Raw genomic sequence first — 18,871 nt, forward strand, 5'->3', positions numbered from 1 at the left:
TTTGCCAGTCAGTTCAATGTCGAAGACTACGGTAGCATGGCGTGCATCACGCCGTCGGCCTACCCGCTCCGTCGCGCCATTCAAGAGGATGCCCATGCCACGCCGCTGGACGCTGCTCCCTGCTCTATGCCTGGCTCTGACATTCGGCGCTCCTGCGTCGAATGTTCTGGCACAAGACGATTACGACCTGCCCGAGTTGGGGGGCGCCAGCGCCACCGTTTCCAGCGGCGAAGAACACCGCCTGGGACGCGCTTGGTTGCGCCAGTTCCGCGCCCAGACTGACGAGTGGCAAGACCCCATCGCCAAGGATTACATGCACGGCCTGGTGGCGCGTCTGCTGCCTTATACTGGGGTTCACGACGATATCGTCATTACCTTGGTCGACAGCCGACTGCTCAATGCTTTCGCCGTGCCGGGCGGCGTCGTCGGTGTCAACAGTGGCCTGTTCAGCTTCACCGAGAGTGAAGATGCCTTGGCCTCGGTGATTGCGCACGAACTCGGCCATCTGTCCCAACATCATTTCGCCCGCCGCATGCAGCGTGTGGAAGAAACCCAACTCCCCACCATGGGCGCCATGCTGATCGGCATGGTCCTCGCTGCAGGTGGCGCAGGCGATGCGGGGCTTGCGACTATGGTCGGCACGCAAGCAGCGTTCATCCAGGATCAGCTCGCCTACTCACGGCGCTTCGAGCAGGAGGCTGACCGCATAGGACTAGAGGCCCTGGCCGATGCCGGTTTCGACCCGCAGGCCATGCCCGAGCTCTTCCGCGCCATGCAGCGTCTGGCCAGCCTCCAAGGCGGCAACCCGCCGGAGTTCCTGCTCACGCACCCGGTCACCGAATCGCGCATCAGCGACACCCAGGCACGTGCCAACCAACTGCCTTCGCCCGAGTCGCACCCCAGCACGGCCTTCTCCCTGATTCGCGCACGCGCCCTGCTTGCGCTCCATCGCGACAACCCTGACCAGGCCATGACCCAGCTTCGTCAGGACGACCCTCCCGACGCCGCGATACGCTATCTGCAAGCGCTGATCGATGCCCATAACGGCCATACCGATCAGGCACTCGATGCGATCGACCAACTGAGCGCGGCACACCCGAACCTGTCAATGCTGCCGGCCAGCGCGGCCCAGATAGCGTTCGACGCCGGCCAACGCGATGCAGCCCTGACCCGCGCACGGCGGATTCTGCGTCTGCAACCGGACTACCGCCCAGCGCAGCTCATCGAGGCCGAGGTCCTGCTGCAGCAAGCGCCGCGCCAGGCCTTCGATATCTTGCGCCGCATGAGCGATCAATATCCCGAGGATCCGCAAGTCTTCACCCTGCTCGCGGAAGCCGCCGGTCGCAGCGACCACAATCTGTGGGGCATGCTCGCCCGCGCCGAGCAATTACAGCTGACCGGTCATATCGACCGTGCCATCAAACAGCTCGACATCGCCGAAGAGACGGCACGCGACCAAGGCGACTTCGTCATGGCCAGCCGCTTGGCTGAACGCCGCAAGGCGTATCTGGGGTATCGGCAGGCACTCCAGGACTTCTAGCGCGTGTACGAAAGCTATCTTCAATGACGCGGAATGCGCTCGTCGCGCGGACTGATACCGAAATGGTTACGGTATGCCGTGGAGAAGTGCGCCCCTGAGGAAAACCCCGTGGACAGGGCGATGTCGCCGACCGGCTGCTCGCTGTCACGCAGCAACTGGCGGGCCTTCTGAAGACGCAACTCCAAGTAGTAACGGCTCGGCACCGCCTGCAGATACTTCTTGAACAGCCGCTCCAATTGCCGCCGGGAAATTCCCAGATGTTCCGCCAGCTCGTGGGTGGTCAACGGCTCCTCGATGTTCGACTCCATCAGCGTCACGGCGTCGACCAGGCTCTGCGGTGCATGCGAGAGACGCGCGCGCAGCGGTACATGCTGAGGCTCGTCCGCCATGCGGATGCGCTCGCAGACGAAGTGCTCGGAGACACGCTCGGCCAGCCGCGCGCCGTGCTGCTGCGCGATCAACGTCATCATCATGTCCATCGCCGCCGTACCGCCCCCACAGGTCAGGCGGTCACGGTCGATTTCGAACAACTGATGCGAGACATGCACACCGGGAAAATCCCGCGTGAACGCATCGGCCCCGGCGACGTGCAGCGTGACGCGATAACCTTCCAGCACACCGGCGCGTGCCAGCACCTGGGTGCCGCCGGCAATGCCGCCCAGCATGACCCCACGTGAAGCCAGCCGTTGCAGCCACCCATGCAAGGTCGGGGATTCGCTTGCTGGTGACGGACTCACGCCGCACACCATGAGCATGTCCAGAGGCTGGACATCGCTCCCCGCCACGCTTTCCGGCGTCAACGCCAGCTCCGCAGCGCTTTTCACCGCGCGCCCATCGAGCCCGAAAGTGCGAGGCACATAGAGCCGACGCTCGGCCAACAGGTTGGCGACGTGCAACGGCTCCATGGCGCAGGCCTGCGCCAACAGCGAAAAGCCCGGCAATAGCAGGAACCCCACCTGGCGGGGTGCATCGCGGCGCTCTTCACTCCCTGGCATCGAGCAGCGCCTCCACCATCGCGTCCGTCTCGCGGTCGATGTGCGCGGCGCGCGTGGCGCTCAAAGCTGCACGACGTCGAACTCCACCACGGGATCGACGTCCGCCTCGTAATCGACATCCTCGCGCTCGAAGCCGAACAGTTTGAGAAAGTCGTGCTTGTAACCGGCGTAATCGGTCAGCGTGAAGAGATTGTCGGTGGTTACCTGCGACCAGAGCTCCTTGCACGGTTGCTGTACGTCGTCGCGTAGCTCCCAGTCGTCGAGACGCAGGCGCCCCGCTTCGTCGGTATCCTGCTCTTGTGATGAATACAGACGCTCGGCATACAGGCGGTTGAGCTGATCGATGGTGCCCTCGTGCAAGCCCTTCTCCTTCATGATCTTGTAGACCATCGAGATATAAAGCGGCATCACCGGAATCGCCGCGCTGGCCTGGGTCACCACTGACTTGAGCACCGCCACATTGGCGCTGCCGCCCTCCTCGGACAGGCGCGCGTCGATCTCACTGGCAGCGCGGTCCAAGTCTTCCTTGGCCTTGCCCAGCGCGCCATGCCAGTAGATCGGCCAGGTAATCTCGGTACCGATGTAGCTGAACGCCACGCTGCGTGCGCCCGGCGCCAATACACCCGCCTCATCCAGTGCGTCGATCCACAACTCCCAGTCCTCGCCACCCATGACGGTGATGGTATCGGCGATTTCCTGCTCGGTGGCCGGCTCCACGGACGCCTCGGTGATGGCATCCTTGTTGGTGTCGATGGCCGTGGCGGTATAGGTCTCGCCGATGGGCTTGAGGGCGGAGCGCTTGAGTTCGCCACTGTCAGGCATCTTGCGCACTGGCGAGGCCAGCGAGTACACCACAAGATCGACCTGGCCCAAGTCCTGCTTGATCAACTCGATGGCCTTGGTGCGCGCTTCGTGCGAGAAAGCATCGCCATTGATCGCCTTGCTATACAGACCTTCTTCCTTGGCGAACTTGTCGAACGCCGCCGAGTTATACCAGCCCGCCGTTCCCGGCTTCTTCTCGGTGCCCGGTTTCTCGAAGAAAACCCCAAGGGTCGAGGCTCCGTAACCGAAGGCCGCCGTCACACGAGCAGCCAGGCCATAGCCGCTGGAGGCGCCGATCACCAACACCTTCTTGGGGCCTTTTTCCTGTTCGCTTTGCGGAATATTCGCACGCGTGGTGGCAATCTGCTCGGCGACATTGCGCTCGCAGCCCTTGGGGTGCGTCGTCGTACAGATGAAACCACGAACCTTGGGTTTGATGATCACAGAGGAAACCTCTTTTTTGCTAACGTCATTCGTTGATCGCGGTCGAAACCGCCACGGGGAAACACGCGCCAATGCACGGTTTCTCTATTGTGGGGCATTCTAGCGGGAGATGGCGCCCATGTCCGCACCCCCTTGCCCACCTTGGACGAGTGGCCGAAGATGCCCCTTCACAACGAAGGCTTGAGACATGCACGACCCCAACGACCTTGAAACTCTGCTGGGGCGCCGTGGCGCCCTGTGGTTGGCACTCTCGCCACTGTGGCTCGAGCGCGAACCTCGCGAACATGAATATGCCCGCATGCTCGAGGTAATCGAGACGCAAGGACATACGCCGCAGGAACTGGAGATGATCTATCGGCTGGAGATGGCGCCGGTCATGTCGCGTCGCCAGATGTCGGTGGCAGGCGAATGGCGTGCCTTCGACGAGGACCGCCTGCTGCTCGACCTGGCACGCCACACGCGCCGCCTGAAAGGCTGGCGCAAGGGCTTCTGGTTGCTGTTTTCCGGGCTGACCACAATGATGAGTCGGCCGCGCTTCGACATCTTGATCGAGCGTCTGCATACGACCGCGTCATGAGGCACGCGGGTTTCATGCCGAAAAGGGAATGTCCAGTGCCCGCTCGATGTCCGCCGTCAAACGACGCGGCGAGACGCGTGGCGCGAAGCGCCGAATCACATGGCCATCGCGCCCCACCAGGAACTTGGTGAAATTCCACTTGATGGGAGTGCTGCCCAGTACGCCTGGCGCTTGGCGACGCAGCAGCACGAACAGCGGATGAGCATCACGCCCGTTAACGTGCACCTTCTCCATCACCGGAAAGCTGACCCGGTATTCACGCGCACAAAAGGCACCAAACCCCTCGGCTGACTCCGGTGTCTGGCGACCGAACTGATTGCAGGGAAATGCCAGCACGGTGAAGCCCTGATCGTGGTAACGGCGATACAGCCACTCGAGCTCCTTGAGCTGCGGTGTGTAACCGCAACGGCTGGCGACATTGACGATCAACAACACTTGCCCGCGCAAGGCGCGCAGGTTGAAAGGCTCCATCCGATTGGTGTGGCAATCCTGGCTATATAGCGTCATGGCCATCACGCATCGTCATCGTCGTAAACACCTCATTATTGTCGCCCGCCAGACACAAGGCTTCAATCGTTCCGCGCCGTCAACCAGCCTTGGGTGAGCATCTGCTCCAGCGCGACACGGCTATCCGGCGTGGCGTCTTCAAGTGCCAGCGCGGCCTCCACCGTCAACCAGGTGGCATCCGCGACTTCGTCCGCCTGCAGGACCAGCGGCCCATCGTAATCGACCACGAAGGCACTGCCATGAATGAAGTTGCCGCCATCGGCATAACGGAACGTGAAGCATGGCGTCAACGACACGCCCTCGATGCCGAGCTCCTCCGCCAGCTCGCGACGCGCGGCGACATGCTCCGCTTCCCCCGCGCCGACTACGCCACCGGTGGCCAGATCATGATAGCCGGGAAAGACTTCCTTGGTCAGCGTGCGGCGCTGCACGCATAGCTCGCCCCGGCCATTGCGCACGAACACGTACGTCGCGCGGTGCCAGAAGCGAAAGCGCCGCATCAGCCGACGCGAGGCGCTGCCGCAAGGACGATTGCGAGCATCCACCAGTTGGATGCGTTCATCCTTGATGACCGGCTCGGGCAGCGCCCAAAGCGTTGCAGAAGACGACGGCGTGAGCATGGCGTGTCCTGTGACGTGTCGATGCGGAAAGGCTTCAGCATGCCAGAGCCCGGGCATCGCGTCATGTCGAATACACTAATGGACATGCAGCAGACCTCTCCTCAGCAACGTGGGCGTCGCATGTCAGGCTGGACTATCGCAGGCACGGCAGCGGCCCCGAGTCGGGCGCTGCGTCAGCGCCCCGATAAAGGCAGCGAGCGACAACGCCGCCACGACACTGCCATACACGTACGTCGTCGGCAGCAGGCCCATATGCTGCGTCGCCACACCGCCGACCATGGCCAAGAGACTGGCAGACAAATAGCAGATAACGTAGAACGCCGCCATCAATGCCGAGCGCTGGGTGGGCGGTGCCAATGGCATCACCGTACGCATGGCGCCCATGAAGGCCGCACCGAAACCGATTCCGGCAAAGGCGGTGCCGCCCAGCAGGACCGCCACACTACGCCAATACACACCCAACAGCAGCACGCTCATGCCGACGATCAGGCAGCCCGTACCGATGAGCACGGGCACATGGGGCGGTTTGCCCCGCAGCGTCAATACACTGATGGCCCCCACACAGGGCAGCAGGAATGTGATCAGGCAATCGACCAGCGGGTTGTGGATACCGCTGACGGTCTCCACCAGCGTGGGGCCCAGCGACAGCGAGAAACCGCCCAGCGCCCAGGACGAAATCACCGCCGGCACCACGCGCATCAGCGGCCCCCGGACAGGCGACGGTACATAAGCACGTGGCCGCAACGAGGCCCAAGCGCCCGGGCGCGGCGTCACGCTCTCACGGATGCGTCCCAGCAGCAGGCCTTGAACTACCAGAACCACGGCCAGGAGCGCGTACACCAGATGCAGCGGCGCGGGCGCATACGTCACCAAGATGCCCGCAATCAGGGCACCGATGCCCATGCCAAAGAGCGGCGCGATACTCGCCATGACGGGCCCACGCTGATGGTCGCTATCGAGCATGGCCGCCGCCAGCGCGCTGGTCACAACACCGGTGGCGATGCCCTGAAGAATACGTGCCACCATGAGCCACGCTAGGCTATCGGCCCAGAAGAACACCCCCAACGAGAGGATCTCACCCACGATGGCGCCGGCCACTACCGGCCGCCGGCCGATATGGTCCGACAGTGATCCTGACACCAGTAGCGCCACCAGCAAGGCGAACACGTAGCTGGCAAACACCAGCGTCAGCATCGTGGCGGAGAACCCCCACGTCTGCTGATAGAGCCGGTACAACGGTGTCGGGGCACTGGATGCCGCCAGAAAGGTGATCATCAGGATGGCATAATAAGCCAGCTGCCCAAGGCGCGGCGTCGGGTAGACGTTCGTCGTACCCGAGGATGAAGGCGGTGACATGGTGAAGTCCATTAATGCTAAGATTGTGCGTTAGCAGCAGTCTGAACTTAGCAGGCTCATAAAGCAAATATTTTGCGTTAGGTAGCTATGGCCATCAAAGAAGCCGCTCGTCCCGGGGGGCGCAGCGCACGGGTGCAAGAAGCCGTGCATCAAGCGGTCCGCGAGCTGCAGACCGCCAAATCCCGCGAGCAACTCAGCGTGCCGCAGATCGCGCACAAGGCCGGCGTGACGCCATCGACGATCTATCGGCGCTGGGGGAATCTCGCCGAATTGCTGGCGGACGTGTCGCTCGATCGCCTGCGCCCCGATGACGAACCGCCGCATACCGGTTCCTTGGCGGGTGACCTACAGGCCTGGGGTGAGCAATATCTCGACGAGATGACCTCGCCAACCGGACAGTGCATGCTCAGCGACATCATGGCCAGCGCCGAGCGAGAACGACGCGAACGCTGCCGCCGTTACGGCGAACAGATCATGGCATGCCTGCAGGAACGTGCGGTGACGCGCGGCGAAACCACGCCATCGGTGGAGGACTTGATGGATGGTGTGATCGCGCCGATGACCTATCGGCTGCTTTATGAGCCTGACACGGCGACGCCCGCGCGGCTCAGTCACTGGATCGCACAGACGCTGTCGATTGCCGACGTGCCTGATTGACCCCACCAGGGTCGCATTGACCGCGACACGACGTCTGACCATGCTCGAGCATGCCCTTGTCGTCTTCAGGAGTCGCTTCCATGGCCGATCATGCCGCTCGCACACATCTCGCCACACACGACGTCACCAACCAGCCCGCGCTTGGTGGTGACCGTGACCTCCTGGAAGAGGACACGGCCCTGCGCGAGGCGCTGGCCCGCGAGGCCCCGGATTGGGTCGCGACACGTCTTGCCCCACTCGCCCGCGAGGCCGGGCGCGACACCTGGCAAACCATCGCCGACGAGGCCAACCGGCATCCTCCCGAGTTGCACTTATTCGATCGCCACGGGCGCCGGCTCGACGAAGTGCACTACACCGAGGCCTATCACCGCTTGATGCATCTCGCCTGCGACGGCGGCTGGCAGGCCGTAGCCTGGGAGCAGGAAGGCGAAGGCGGCCACCAGGCGCATGTCGCCGCGCTTTATCTCTTGACCCAGGTCGAGCCGGGGTTCTGCTGCCCGATCACCATGACCCACGCCGCCTACCCCGTGCTACGCCACGACAGCGCCGTGCTCGAGACATGGGGGCCGCGCCTGCTGGCACACGACTACGACCCTCGCGCCCTGCCCGCCAACAACAAGCGCGCGGCGACTTTCGGCATGGCGATGACCGAGAAACAAGGCGGCAGCGACGTGCGCCGCAACACCACCCAGGCGACACGCCAGCCGGATGGCAGCGCGCGTCTCACCGGCCACAAGTGGTTCTGCAGCGCGCCGATGTCGGATGCTTTTCTGACCCTCGCACAAGACGACGCCGGCATCGGCTGTTTCCTGGTGCCACGCTTTCGCCCCGATGGCGAACGCAATGGCATTCAGCTGCAGCGCCTCAAGGACAAGTGCGGCAACCGCGCCAACGCCTCAGCGGAAATCGAGTATGCCGACGCCTGGGCACACCCGATCGGCGAGCCGGGGCGCGGCGTCGCCACCATTCTCGAGATGGTTCAGCAGACCCGGCTCGATGCCGCCACTGCGCCCGCCGGCATGATGCGCCAGGCGACGCTCGAGGCCTGGCGCCACGTGCAAGGCCGCAAAGCGTTCGGCAAACGCCTCGCCGACCAACCCTTGATGCGCCGCGTGATCGCCGACCTGGCGCTGGAGACCGAGGCCAGCCTGGCACTCTGCCTACGCACCGCCCGCGCCTTCGATGGTGCCGCCCGCGATCCACATGAGCATGCCCTGGCGCGCCTGCTTCCCGCGCTGGCCAAGTTCTGGCACAACAAGCGAGGGCCCACGTTCATGGCCGAGGCCATGGAATGTCTCGGCGGCATCGGCTACGTCGAGGAGGCACCGCTGGCGCGGCTTTACCGCGAGGCGCCAGTGAATTCGATCTGGGAAGGCTCAGGCAATGTCATGTGCCTGGACGTGATGCGCGTCATGACCCGCCACCCGGAAAGCATCGCCGCCCTGCGCCAGGAGCTCGCCTTGGCGCGCGGCGCTCACCCCGATTTTGACCGGGCGTTTGAAGCCCTCGAGCGACGCCTCAAGGCCACGCCGGACGTGCTCGAAGCGCAGGCGCGCTGGCTGACCCAGCGCCTCGCGCAATGCCTGCAGGCCGCGCTGCTGTTGCGTCATGCGCCCGCCGCCATCGGCGAGACCTTCTGTGCGGCCCGTCTCGGCGAGGAGACCTCACCGCTGTTCGGCGTCTTGCCATCACATGCACCGCTGGACGCTATCCTTGAGCGAATCATGCCCTGATCAGTGGTTATACTACGTCCCCATCAACCGATGACGATGCGCAGCGCCAAGCCCAGCAGCAAGACGCCCGTCATTCGGTTGATCCAGTGCGCACGCGCCTGAAGCCAGGGCAAAACCGCCGAATGCGAGAGCGCCAGCGCCACCAGCACGTACCAGCCGGCGTCGATCAGTGACGCAGTCGCCACGATCGCGGTCTTGGCCCCCGCGCCCATGTCGGCGCTTACGAACTGGCTCAACAAGGCCACGAAGAAGAGAATCAACTTGGGATTGGCCAACGCCACCAGCACGCCGTCCCGCGCAGCCAAACCGGGGCGGCTCACCACGCCGCCTGTTTCCAGAGCGCCACCCCGGCCCGCGCGCAATGCCTTCACGCCGAGCCAGGCTAAGTACGCTGCCCCGCCCCAGGTGATCGCCTTGAACAACACCGGCTGATGCACGATGACCGCGCCCAGGCCCCACACGGTCAACGCCGCGTAGACTCCCACGCCCGCCGCATGGCAAACGCCCGCAATGACGCCCGGCATGCGCCCGCCGCCTAGCGTATGGCGCAGCACCATCGCCAGGCTCGGCCCCGGCGACATTGCCCCCATGGCACAGACCGCCGCCAGCGACAGCCACAAGCTAAGTGACATCGCACAGATCCTGTCATGAAATGAGCGCCGCACCCACCACAAGCTTGGCAGGCGCAACTATAAAGAGAGAAGGCGCCGCTTACTGATCTGCGTCGCGCGTGCCGGCCTGGCAATCACGCGCGAGAACGTTGCGTTCGCCCTCGGCGTCCTCACGGTAGAGCATGCCCTCGTTCTCCTGGGTGTACCAGACGTAGGCGAGCTGTTCGTCGTCGCTTGCATAGCGTGCGCCGACGTCAGAGGCCACCTGATGCATAGGGATGGAATCGTGTTCATAACCCAGCATAGCACGGTCGATATCAGCACCGTATCGGAAATAGGTCACCGACAGCGAGGTCTCGCCCTCGCACTGGTAGATCTGGGTATACTGATCGGCACGATCCTTGTCGCCGCCTTGCAGGGCACATCCGCTCATCAAAGTGGCAAGCGCCAACAGGGTAAGACTGGCAGTTTTCATCGGAACTCCTTTCCAGGCACAGCATGGTGGAAGCACGATACGCCGTCACATTTTCAAAGGCGTATCGTGCTGCCCTATGATCGTATAATACTGTTACAGATACCTTATCTTAAACGACACATGACACGCTCAGCACGTACCGCGATATTTATCAGGCATCACGACGGCGCCTTTACCCCATCACAAGGAGGTCAAGCATGACGAATTGCGCGCGCACCGACCATCACTGCCGGCGCTGCGAAGGCCCGTTGCCGTTCGCCTTCAGCATGGCGTTTCAACCCATCGTCAATGTGGCGACGCAGCGCATCGTCGCCCACGAAGCCCTGGTACGCGGCGTCAATGGCGAGTCGGCCTATCAGATACTGTCCCAGGTCTCGAACACGCTGCTATACCGCTTCGATCAGGCCTGTCGCGTCAAGGCCATCGAGCTGGCCGCCCAGCTCGAGATGCCAAGCGCGCTCTCGATCAACTTCTTGCCCAACGCCGTCTATGAACCCGAGGCCTGCATACAGGCGACGTTAGCGATCTCAGAACAAGTCGGGTGGCCCACCGAGCGCCTGGTGTTCGAAATCACCGAAACCGAAAGCGTCACCGACCGTGCCCACCTGCGCAATATCATCGACACCTACCGCCAAATGGGCTTTACCACTGCCCTGGATGATTTCGGCAAGGGTCACGCCAACCTCGACCTGCTCACCGAGTTGCGCCCGGACAAGCTCAAGATCGACCGTGATCTGGTGATGGACTGCCACCGCGATGCGCGCCGCCAGATTTTGCTCAAGGCGGTGGCCGACATCGCCACCCAGCTCGACATCGAAACGGTTGCCGAAGGCATCGAGTGCCGGGACGAAGCGCGCTGGCTGCATGAAGAAGCCGGCATCGTGCAACATCAGGGCTTCTATTACGCGCGCCCCGCGTTCGAGGCACTGCCCCCGATCACAGATTTTTCAGATACCGCAGGCGTCTTGAACGGCTAGCCGGAAGTGTAGTGGTCAAGCTTTTTGGCCACTGGCTTTTGAGCCTTGCAGTACTTCAATGAGTGCTTCATGCCAAATAGAGCGCTATGCGCTATCAAAACGGATACGCGATGACACATCGTTGACAGGTTAGGAAAAACAGATAAAACCAAGCGAGGAAGGGAAATGCTAAGTGCTTGATTTTGTTGGTGCCCGGGGTCGGACTCGAACCGACACAGTGTTTCCACCGGCGGATTTTGAATCCGCTGCGTCTACCAATTTCGCCACCCGGGCAGCGGAGACGTATTATACGGAGCAGATTGGCGACGTCAATCATTCGGGCCTGACTTCGTCGCCTGTCTCGATTATCATAGGCCGCTTTCGTCGAGCGCACGCCGCGCGTGCCTCACCTCCGATTTCAGTTTTTTGATTCCAGGTCGTTCTCTCCAGCCCCATGCAGCGCGCCGATTTCCATTTCGATCTCCCCGATGAGTTGATCGCTCGTTACCCGTCCGAGACCCGCAGCGACTGTCGTCTACTGTGCTTGGACGACGTCAGCGGCGAGGTTCAGCATCGCCGCTTCACCGATCTGCTGACGCAGCTCGATCCCGGTGATCTACTGGTGTTCAACGACACCCGCGTGATTCCCGCCCGGCTGTTCGGGCAAAAGACCAGCGGCGGACGCGTAGAGATGCTCCTCGAACGCCCGCTGGACACGCATCGCGGCCTGGCGCACCTGCGCGCCAGCAAGGCGCCCAAGCCCGGCACCGAGCTGATCTTCGAGGGCGACATCCGCGCGGTGGTCGAGGAGCGCCACGAGGCCTTGTTCGAGCTGCGCTTTTTAGGCGAGACACCGCTGATCGAGCTGCTCGAACGCCACGGGCACATGCCCTTGCCGCCGTATATCGATCGCCAGGACGAGCTCGACGACCGCGAGCGCTATCAGACCGTCTACGCACGGCGCGAGGGTGCAGTGGCAGCACCCACCGCCGGCCTGCATTTCGACGAGGCACTGATGGCGGCGCTGCGTGAGCGTGGCGTGGAGATGGGCTATGTGACTCTGCACGTGGGCGCGGGCACCTTCCAACCAGTTCGCGTGGACGATATTCGCGAGCACCACATGCACAGCGAATGGCTGGAAGTCGACGAGACCCTATGTCGTCAGGTCGAGGCCACCCGAGCACGCGGCAAGCGTGTGATCGCCGTGGGCACCACCAGCGTGCGTTGCCTGGAAACCGCCAGCCAGGGCCGCGACGACGGCCGCATCGCGCCTTACCGTGGCGACACCGATATCTTCATCTATCCCGGTTACACATGGCGCTGCGTCGATGCGCTGATCACCAACTTCCACTTGCCTGAGTCGACCCTGTTGATGCTGGTCTCGGCGTTTGCCGGCTATCGCCAGGTGATGCATGCCTATCGCGAAGCCGTCGCCGAGCGTTACGCCTTCTTCAGTTATGGCGATGCCATGTTCCTCAACCGGGCTTCGACGTCACACCCCTTTCCCGAGACTTCTCATGCGTAACGAGATTCCCATGCCTAACGAGACTTCCCATGCGTAACGAGAGTTTCATGCGTTTCGAGCGCCTCGCCGAAGACGGCATGGCGCGACGTGGTCGTTTGAGTTTCCCGCGCGGCAGCGTGGAAACACCCGCCTTCATGCCCGTCGGCACCTACGGTACGGTCAAGGGCATGACGCCCGAGGCAGTCGAGCAGATTGGCGCCGAGATCATCCTAGGAAACACTTTCCACCTCTGGTTACGGCCGGGCACCGAGGTCATCGAAACCCACGGCGACCTCCACGACTTCGCCCAGTGGCACAAGCCAATCCTCACCGACTCCGGCGGTTTTCAGGTCTTCTCGCTGGGCGACATGCGCAAGATCACCGAGGAAGGCGTGCACTTCCGCTCGCCCGTGGATGGTGCCAAGGTCTTCATGGGGCCCGAAGAATCGATGGCTGTACAGCGCTCGTTGGGCTCGGACATCGTGATGATCTTCGATGAATGTACGCCCTACCCAGCCACCGAGGAAGAAGCCAAGCACTCGATGGAGATGTCACTACGCTGGGCCCAGCGTTCGCGCGCCGCGCATGGCGATTCACCCTCGGCGCTGTTCGGCATCATTCAGGGCGGCATGTACCCCGAGCTTCGCGAGCGCTCATTGAAGGGGCTTTTAGACATCGGCTTCGACGGTCTCGCCATCGGCGGTTTGTCAGTGGGCGAACCCAAGGAAGAGATGTTCAAGGTACTCGACTATTTGCCAGGCTGGATGCCGGACGACAAACCGCGCTACCTGATGGGCGTCGGCAAGCCGGAGGACCTGGTCGAAGGCGTGCGTCGCGGCGTGGACATGTTCGACTGCGTGATGCCCACGCGTAACGCGCGCAATGGCCATTTGTTCACTGCCGAAGGCACCGTCAAGATCCGTAATGCCCAGCATCGCCACTCCACGCAGGCACTCGAAGCAGATTGCGATTGTCATACGTGCCGTCACTTCACGCGCAGCTATCTGCATCATCTGGATCGTTGTGGGGAAATGCTCGGCGCAATGCTCAACACCATACACAATCTTCGCTATTACCAGCGTGTCATGGCCGGTTTGCGCACTGCCATTGAAGCGGGTACATTGACTGCCTTTGTCGAGGACTTCTACGCTCGGCGCGGCATGCCGGTGCCACCGCTGTCTGCGTAATCGAATGCCATCCGAGACGCGCTCTCGGACACAGATTCACCCCACTACCATCCGGAGATAACAATCCATGCTGGAGTTTTTCATTCCCGCAGCCCACGCGCAGGATGCTTCCTCTGCAGGCGGCGGCATTGCGCAAATCGTCATGCTGGTCGGCTTCGTGCTGATCTTCTACTTCCTGCTCTGGCGCCCGCAGTCCAAGCGTGCCAAGCAGCACAAACAACTGATCGGCAACCTTGCCAAGGGCGATGAGATTGTCATCGGGGGCGGCCTGATGGGACGTGTCACCAAGGTGGGCGACGATTTCATCAGCCTGGAAATCGCCGAAGGCACCGAGGTGAACGTGCAGAAGAACTCCGTCGCCGCGGTATTGCCCAAGGGCACCCTGAAGTCCATCTGATCTCTTATCAGGAGGCGCGAAACGGCGCCTCCTCAACGCCACCGGCCATATTCCATGGTCGGTGGCTGTCTTCTGCGTCAGCAACAAGGACAGGGCTTCCATGCTCAACCGTTATCCCCTGTGGAAGTATCTGCTGATACTCATCGTACTTATCGTCGGCATCATCTACGCATTACCCAATCTTTACCCCGCCGACCCCGCCGTTCAGATCAGCAGTACCGCCAGCGGCTCCGCACTCGATCAAGAGCGTCTCGATCGCTTGACCCAAGCGCTCAAGGACGAAGGCATCGACATCAAGAAAAGCGAGCTGAATGGCAATAATGCGCTGATTCGCCTCGAAGAAGCCAGTCAGCAAATCCCAGCGCGCGACATCATCGATCAGCGTCTCGGCGATGACTATACAGTGGCACTCAATCTGGCCGATGCGACGCCCGACTGGCTCGACGCCCTTTCCGCCACGCCCATGAAGCTCGGCCTCGACCTCCAGGGCGGGATACACTTCCTGCTGCAGGTCGACATGGAGGCGGCTGTCCAGCAACGCCTGGAGTCGAATGCCAGCGCTGTTCGGGACATGCTGCGCGAGGAACGCATTCGCTATCGCGACACCACGATCGATGGCCGCACGATCACTTTCCAGTTCGCCAACGAGCAGGAACGCAATGCCGCTCGTGAGGCCATCAGCAGCCAGTTCCCGGATTTCGAGTACAGCACGCCCGAGACTCAGAACGGCGCGGCTCTGGCGATGACCTTCACCGAGCAAGCCGTGCAGGAATTGCAGGATTACGCCGTCAGTCAAAACCTGACGACCATCCGCAACCGCGTCAACGAGCTCGGCGTTTCGGAGCCGCTGGTGCAGCGACAAGGGCCCAGCCGTATCGTGGTTGAACTGCCCGGCGTGCAGGACACCGCCGCCGCCAAACGCATCGTGGGGTCTACGGCCAATCTGGAATTTCGCCTGGAAGCGCGTCCGGACACACCCGAACGCGAGGTCGAAACGTTCCATTTCCGCAACAACGAGAACCGCACCGCAGACCTGGTGCGTGACGTCATCGTTACCGGTGACCATGTTTCCAGCGCCAGCCGTAGCTTCGACCAGAACAATCGTCCGCAGGTCAACATCAACCTCGATGGCACTGGTGGCTCGATGATGAGCCGCGCCACGCGTTCCAATATCGGGCGCAACATGGCGGTCGTCTTCATCGAGCACAAGACGCGCACGTATACCGTGATGGAAAACGGCAAGAAGGTCGAAAAGCGCGATACCTACACCAAACGCGGCATCATCAGCCTGGCCACCATCCAAAGCACCTTGAGCAATCGCTTCCGTATTACCGGTCTCGACTCCTCGGCCGAGGCGGCGGACCTGGCCTTGCTGCTGCGCTCCGGCTCCCTGGCGGCGCCGATCTATTTCGCCCAGGAACGTACCATCGGGCCCAGCTTGGGCGCCCAGAACATCAACCAGGGCATACTGTCAGTGGAGCTCGGCTTGTTGCTCGTGGTGCTGTTCATGCTGGTGCGCTACAAGGCCTTCGGTGTAGTCGCCAACATTGCATTGGGGCTCAATCTGGTGCTGCTGGTTGCCGCGATGTCAATGCTCGGCGCCACCCTGACACTCCCCGGGATCGCCGGGATCGTGCTGACCTTGGGCATGGCGGTGGATGCCAACGTTTTGATATTCGAACGAATACGTGAAGAGATCAGAGCCAAGATGCCTCCACAACAGGCCATACACGCCGGCTTCGAGCGCGCCTTTACCTCGATCGTCGACGCCAACATCACCACCCTGCTGGTGGCAGTCATCCTGTTCTCGATCGGCACCGGGCCGGTCAAAGGCTTCGCCATCACGCTGTCGCTGGGCATTCTGACCTCGATGTTTACCGCCATCCTGGTTTCGCGAGCCCTGATCAACCTCACCATCGGCGGACGCCCGCTGAAGAAAATCTGGATCTGAGGAGAGCAAGCGATGCGACAGATAGACTTCATGGGCAAACGCCGCATAGCCTTCGCCGTTTCCGTGCTGCTCGCGGTGATTGCGATTGGCGCCCTGGCGTTCAAAGGCCTCAATCTGGGCCTGGACTTCACCGGCGGCACACTGGTGGAAGTCCGCTATGAACAAGCCCCGGCCCTCGACGAGCTACGCAGCAGACTCGCGACTCAAGGCTTCGAGAATGCCCAGGTGCAAACCTTCGGCACCGCCAACGACATCCTCGTGCGCCTGCAGAAAACGTTCGACAATGATGTGGGCCAGCAGATCGTCGACATCCTGAATAGCGACGCGAATCAGGTGAACCTGGTTCGCGCCGAGTTCGTCGGCGCGCAGGTCGGCGACCAGTTACGCGATCAGAGTGGCATGGGCATGCTGCTGGCATTAGCAGTCGTCATGGTGTATGTGGCGCTCCGCTTTCAGTACAAGTTTGCACTCGGCGCCCTGATCTCCCTCGGCCATGACGTGGTGATCATACTCGGCATCTTTGCGCTGTTCGGGCTGGATTTCGACTTGACGGTACTGGCCGCCATCCTGGCGGTGATCGGTTACTCGCTCAACGACACCATCATCGTATACGACCGAATACGCGAGAATATCCGCAAATCACAAATCGATGACATGGCGCAGATATTCAACGAAGCCATCAATCAGACCCTCGCCCGTACCATGGCAACGTCGGGGACCACGCTGCTGGTGCTGCTGGCGCTGTTCTTCCTCGGCGGGGACATGATCCACAACTTCTCGATTGCCTTGATACTGGGCGTCGTCGCGGGGACCTTCTCGTCGGTCTACGTCGCCGCCGCATTGCTGTTGGCCATCAAGCTAGAGCGCCAAGACCTGATCCCGTCGAAGAAGGAAGACGACGAGGAAGAAGAACTGCCCTGAGCCATCATCGGCCTAGCAGCTGTTCAGCATCCGATACGCCTCCCACTGGGAGGCGTATCGCGTTGGGGGCTTGCATGGCTTGGGGACTAGTCGCGCGACATGATCTTCAACCCATGACGGCGCAACTTGCGCACCACGCTGGGCTGACTGATACCTAGACGTTCGGCCATGGCGTAGGTGCTCGACAGCCGCGCCGCCAATTCGCCGAGGATCTCGGCCTCGACGGCTTCCAGCGTCTCACGCAGGGAACGCCCTTCTTCCAGCGTCGCTAGCGGGCTGCTTCCACTGGCCGCCGTGCTCACGCGCGCCAGCGCCACGTCATGCTCTTCCATCGGCGCGCCGATGACACCGCCCTCGGCGGACAACCAAGCGCGCTCGAGCCAGTTTTCCAGCTCGCGGACATTCCCCTGCCAGTCGCCGCCCATCAACTCCGGCCACACCCGAGGATGCAGCACCTTGTGCATACCGTAGCGCTCATTGAGCCTGGCGAGCTGGCGTTCCGCGAGGCCGGGGATGTCCTCGCGACGCTCGCGCAGGGGCGGTAGCGTGACGGGAATCACGTTGAGCCGATAGTAAAGATCGAGGCGAAAACGCCCTTCCTCCACGCGTTGCGCCAGGTCCTGGTTGGTGGCGACCACCAGGCGGAAATCGACCCGCCGCGAGCGCGTATCGCCCAGTCGCGTCAGATAACCGTCCTGAATCACCTTCAGCAACTTGCTCTGCATGGCCAAGGGCAGCTCGCCGATCTCGTCGAGAAACAGCGTCCCCTTATGGGCCTGCTCCAGGAGCCCGGCCTTGCCCATTCGCGCGGCACCGCTGAACGCACCGGGTTGATAGCCGAACATCTCGGATTCAAACAGCGACTCGGGGATCGCCGCGCAGTTGACATCGACGAAGGCGCCATCGCACCGCTGGCTCCAGCGGTGTAGCTGGCGCGCGAAGGCCGTCTTACCGACCCCCGACTCGCCGAGCATCAGCACCGTGGCATCGGTCGGTGCCACCCGCTTGATGAGCTGTGCCACCTCGTGCATGACCTGACTGCGCACCTCCAGCGACTCCAGCTCCAACGCATCCCCCGTGGTCGGACTACCGCCACGCTTGAGGTGCTCGTTGAAGCGGCGCTGGAGAAGCGCATATTCGTCTTGCAGCAGGCGCAGATCGGTCATGTCCATGGAACGACTGATCACGCGTACCAAGCGTCCGGATGCATACACCGGATATGCCTCGGCGATCACTTGGCGTCCCGTCCCGGTCCGTTGCATGACCTGTGCCGGCTGACCGGTGCGGATGACCTCCAGCGAGACCGAGGGCGAGAGCACGCCGCGTGCCTCCAGTTCGTAAACCGTGGTCGCGCACAACGCCTCGCGGCTCATGCCATAGACGGCGGCACTTCCCGGGCTCACATCCAGCACCTGACCCTCGACATCGACGATGAAGACATGGTCATGCCCGGTATGCACCAGAGCTTCGAGCGTTTGTGCGTCGATATCGTGATCTCGCATGCCATCCTCGATTCATTTTTGTATCACGATACAATAGTGAATCATCAATCGCCGCCGAGCAATGCATAATTGCATCAGTAATAGCGCTAAGTCATTGATTATAGAGACACCTCAAC

18 protein-coding genes and 1 tRNA gene are annotated in these 18,871 nt (G+C 62.2%); 10 read left to right on the forward strand and 9 right to left on the reverse strand.

All coding sequences use genetic code 11. The features are described 5' to 3' along the window. Positions 1-94: 94 nt before the first annotated feature. Positions 95-1,540, forward strand: coding sequence for a M48 family metalloprotease (locus tag RVY79_RS02395; protein WP_317462407.1), 1,446 nt, complete (start codon positions 95-97; stop codon positions 1,538-1,540). A 20-nt stretch (positions 1,541-1,560) separates the two neighbouring features. On the opposite strand, the gene RVY79_RS02400 is transcribed toward RVY79_RS02395, so the two are convergent. Next, entirely contained in the window at positions 1,561-2,535 is a 975-nt protein-coding gene (locus tag RVY79_RS02400; RefSeq protein ID WP_317462408.1) for a GlxA family transcriptional regulator, read from the reverse strand. A gap of 60 nt (positions 2,536-2,595) precedes the next feature. Continuing rightward, positions 2,596-3,801 carry an enoyl-ACP reductase FabV gene (gene fabV, locus RVY79_RS02405; RefSeq protein ID WP_317462409.1) on the reverse strand — a complete coding sequence of 402 codons (1,206 nt, stop codon included), beginning with the start codon at positions 3,799-3,801 and terminating at the stop codon, positions 2,596-2,598. A 187-nt stretch (positions 3,802-3,988) separates the two neighbouring features. On the opposite strand from fabV, the gene RVY79_RS02410 reads away from it, so the two are divergent. After that, complete coding sequence (locus tag RVY79_RS02410) at positions 3,989-4,378, forward strand: hypothetical protein (protein ID WP_317462410.1); 390 nt, start codon at positions 3,989-3,991, stop codon at positions 4,376-4,378. Between the two features lie 12 nt (positions 4,379-4,390). Here the strand turns inward: RVY79_RS02410 and RVY79_RS02415 are convergent, their stop codons facing one another. The 3 genes from RVY79_RS02415 to RVY79_RS02425 all read right to left on the reverse strand — a co-directional run bounded on the left by RVY79_RS02415 (position 4,391) and on the right by RVY79_RS02425 (position 6,861). Then, positions 4,391-4,885 carry a glutathione peroxidase gene (locus tag RVY79_RS02415; protein ID WP_317462411.1) on the reverse strand — a complete coding sequence of 165 codons (495 nt, stop codon included), beginning with the start codon at positions 4,883-4,885 and terminating at the stop codon, positions 4,391-4,393. A gap of 62 nt (positions 4,886-4,947) precedes the next feature. Next, positions 4,948-5,505, reverse strand: a complete 558-nt coding sequence (locus RVY79_RS02420; protein WP_317462412.1) for an NUDIX hydrolase — start codon at positions 5,503-5,505, stop codon at positions 4,948-4,950. 123 nt (positions 5,506-5,628) lie between these two features. Then, positions 5,629-6,861 carry an MFS transporter gene (locus RVY79_RS02425; RefSeq protein WP_317462413.1) on the reverse strand — a complete coding sequence of 411 codons (1,233 nt, stop codon included), beginning with the start codon at positions 6,859-6,861 and terminating at the stop codon, positions 5,629-5,631. An 87-nt stretch (positions 6,862-6,948) separates the two neighbouring features. Here RVY79_RS02425 and RVY79_RS02430 point away from each other — a divergent pair, with 87 nt between their 5' ends. Then, complete coding sequence (locus RVY79_RS02430; RefSeq protein ID WP_317462414.1) at positions 6,949-7,518, forward strand: TetR/AcrR family transcriptional regulator; 570 nt, start codon at positions 6,949-6,951, stop codon at positions 7,516-7,518. Between the two features lie 80 nt (positions 7,519-7,598). Further along, entirely contained in the window at positions 7,599-9,251 is a 1,653-nt protein-coding gene (locus tag RVY79_RS02435; protein WP_317462416.1) for an acyl-CoA dehydrogenase family protein, read from the forward strand. Between the two features lie 23 nt (positions 9,252-9,274). Here RVY79_RS02435 and RVY79_RS02440 read toward each other — a convergent pair whose 3' ends face one another. Further along, the gene (locus tag RVY79_RS02440; protein ID WP_317462417.1) at positions 9,275-9,883 is read right to left on the reverse strand and encodes a LysE family translocator; all 609 of its coding nucleotides are present in this window, start codon (positions 9,881-9,883) and stop codon (positions 9,275-9,277) included. A 79-nt stretch (positions 9,884-9,962) separates the two neighbouring features. Further along, positions 9,963-10,337 carry an MliC family protein gene (locus tag RVY79_RS02445; protein WP_317462418.1) on the reverse strand — a complete coding sequence of 125 codons (375 nt, stop codon included), beginning with the start codon at positions 10,335-10,337 and terminating at the stop codon, positions 9,963-9,965. A 197-nt stretch (positions 10,338-10,534) separates the two neighbouring features. On the opposite strand from RVY79_RS02445, the gene RVY79_RS02450 reads away from it, so the two are divergent. Then, positions 10,535-11,314, forward strand: coding sequence for an EAL domain-containing protein (locus tag RVY79_RS02450; RefSeq protein WP_317462419.1), 780 nt, complete (start codon positions 10,535-10,537; stop codon positions 11,312-11,314). A 186-nt stretch (positions 11,315-11,500) separates the two neighbouring features. On the opposite strand, the gene RVY79_RS02455 is transcribed toward RVY79_RS02450, so the two are convergent. Beyond that, positions 11,501-11,587 (reverse strand) — tRNA-Leu (locus RVY79_RS02455). Between the two features lie 160 nt (positions 11,588-11,747). On the opposite strand from RVY79_RS02455, the gene queA reads away from it, so the two are divergent. The 5 genes from queA (at position 11,748) to secF (ending at position 17,253) form a co-directional block, all read left to right on the forward strand. Beyond that, positions 11,748-12,818: a tRNA preQ1(34) S-adenosylmethionine ribosyltransferase-isomerase QueA gene (gene queA / locus RVY79_RS02460; protein WP_317462420.1), complete on the forward strand. Its 1,071-nt coding sequence runs from the start codon at positions 11,748-11,750 to the stop codon at positions 12,816-12,818. A gap of 47 nt (positions 12,819-12,865) precedes the next feature. Further along, positions 12,866-13,984, forward strand: coding sequence for a tRNA guanosine(34) transglycosylase Tgt (tgt, locus tag RVY79_RS02465; RefSeq protein ID WP_317462655.1), 1,119 nt, complete (start codon positions 12,866-12,868; stop codon positions 13,982-13,984). Positions 13,985-14,051: 67 nt separating this feature from the next. After that, a complete protein-coding gene (yajC, locus tag RVY79_RS02470; RefSeq protein WP_317462422.1) occupies positions 14,052-14,381 on the forward strand; it encodes a preprotein translocase subunit YajC in 330 nt (109 codons plus the stop codon). A gap of 100 nt (positions 14,382-14,481) precedes the next feature. After that, positions 14,482-16,332, forward strand: coding sequence for a protein translocase subunit SecD (gene secD / locus RVY79_RS02475; RefSeq protein ID WP_317462423.1), 1,851 nt, complete (start codon positions 14,482-14,484; stop codon positions 16,330-16,332). A gap of 12 nt (positions 16,333-16,344) precedes the next feature. Beyond that, complete coding sequence (secF, locus tag RVY79_RS02480) at positions 16,345-17,253, forward strand: protein translocase subunit SecF (RefSeq protein WP_317462425.1); 909 nt, start codon at positions 16,345-16,347, stop codon at positions 17,251-17,253. A gap of 86 nt (positions 17,254-17,339) precedes the next feature. On the opposite strand, the gene RVY79_RS02485 is transcribed toward secF, so the two are convergent. After that, entirely contained in the window at positions 17,340-18,755 is a 1,416-nt protein-coding gene (locus RVY79_RS02485; protein WP_317462426.1) for a sigma-54 interaction domain-containing protein, read from the reverse strand. Positions 18,756-18,871: the final 116 nt, after the last annotated feature.

Origin of the sequence: Chromohalobacter sp. HP20-39 (assembly GCF_033052815.1) — a bacterium.
Classification (GTDB): Bacteria; Pseudomonadota; Gammaproteobacteria; order Pseudomonadales; family Halomonadaceae; genus Chromohalobacter.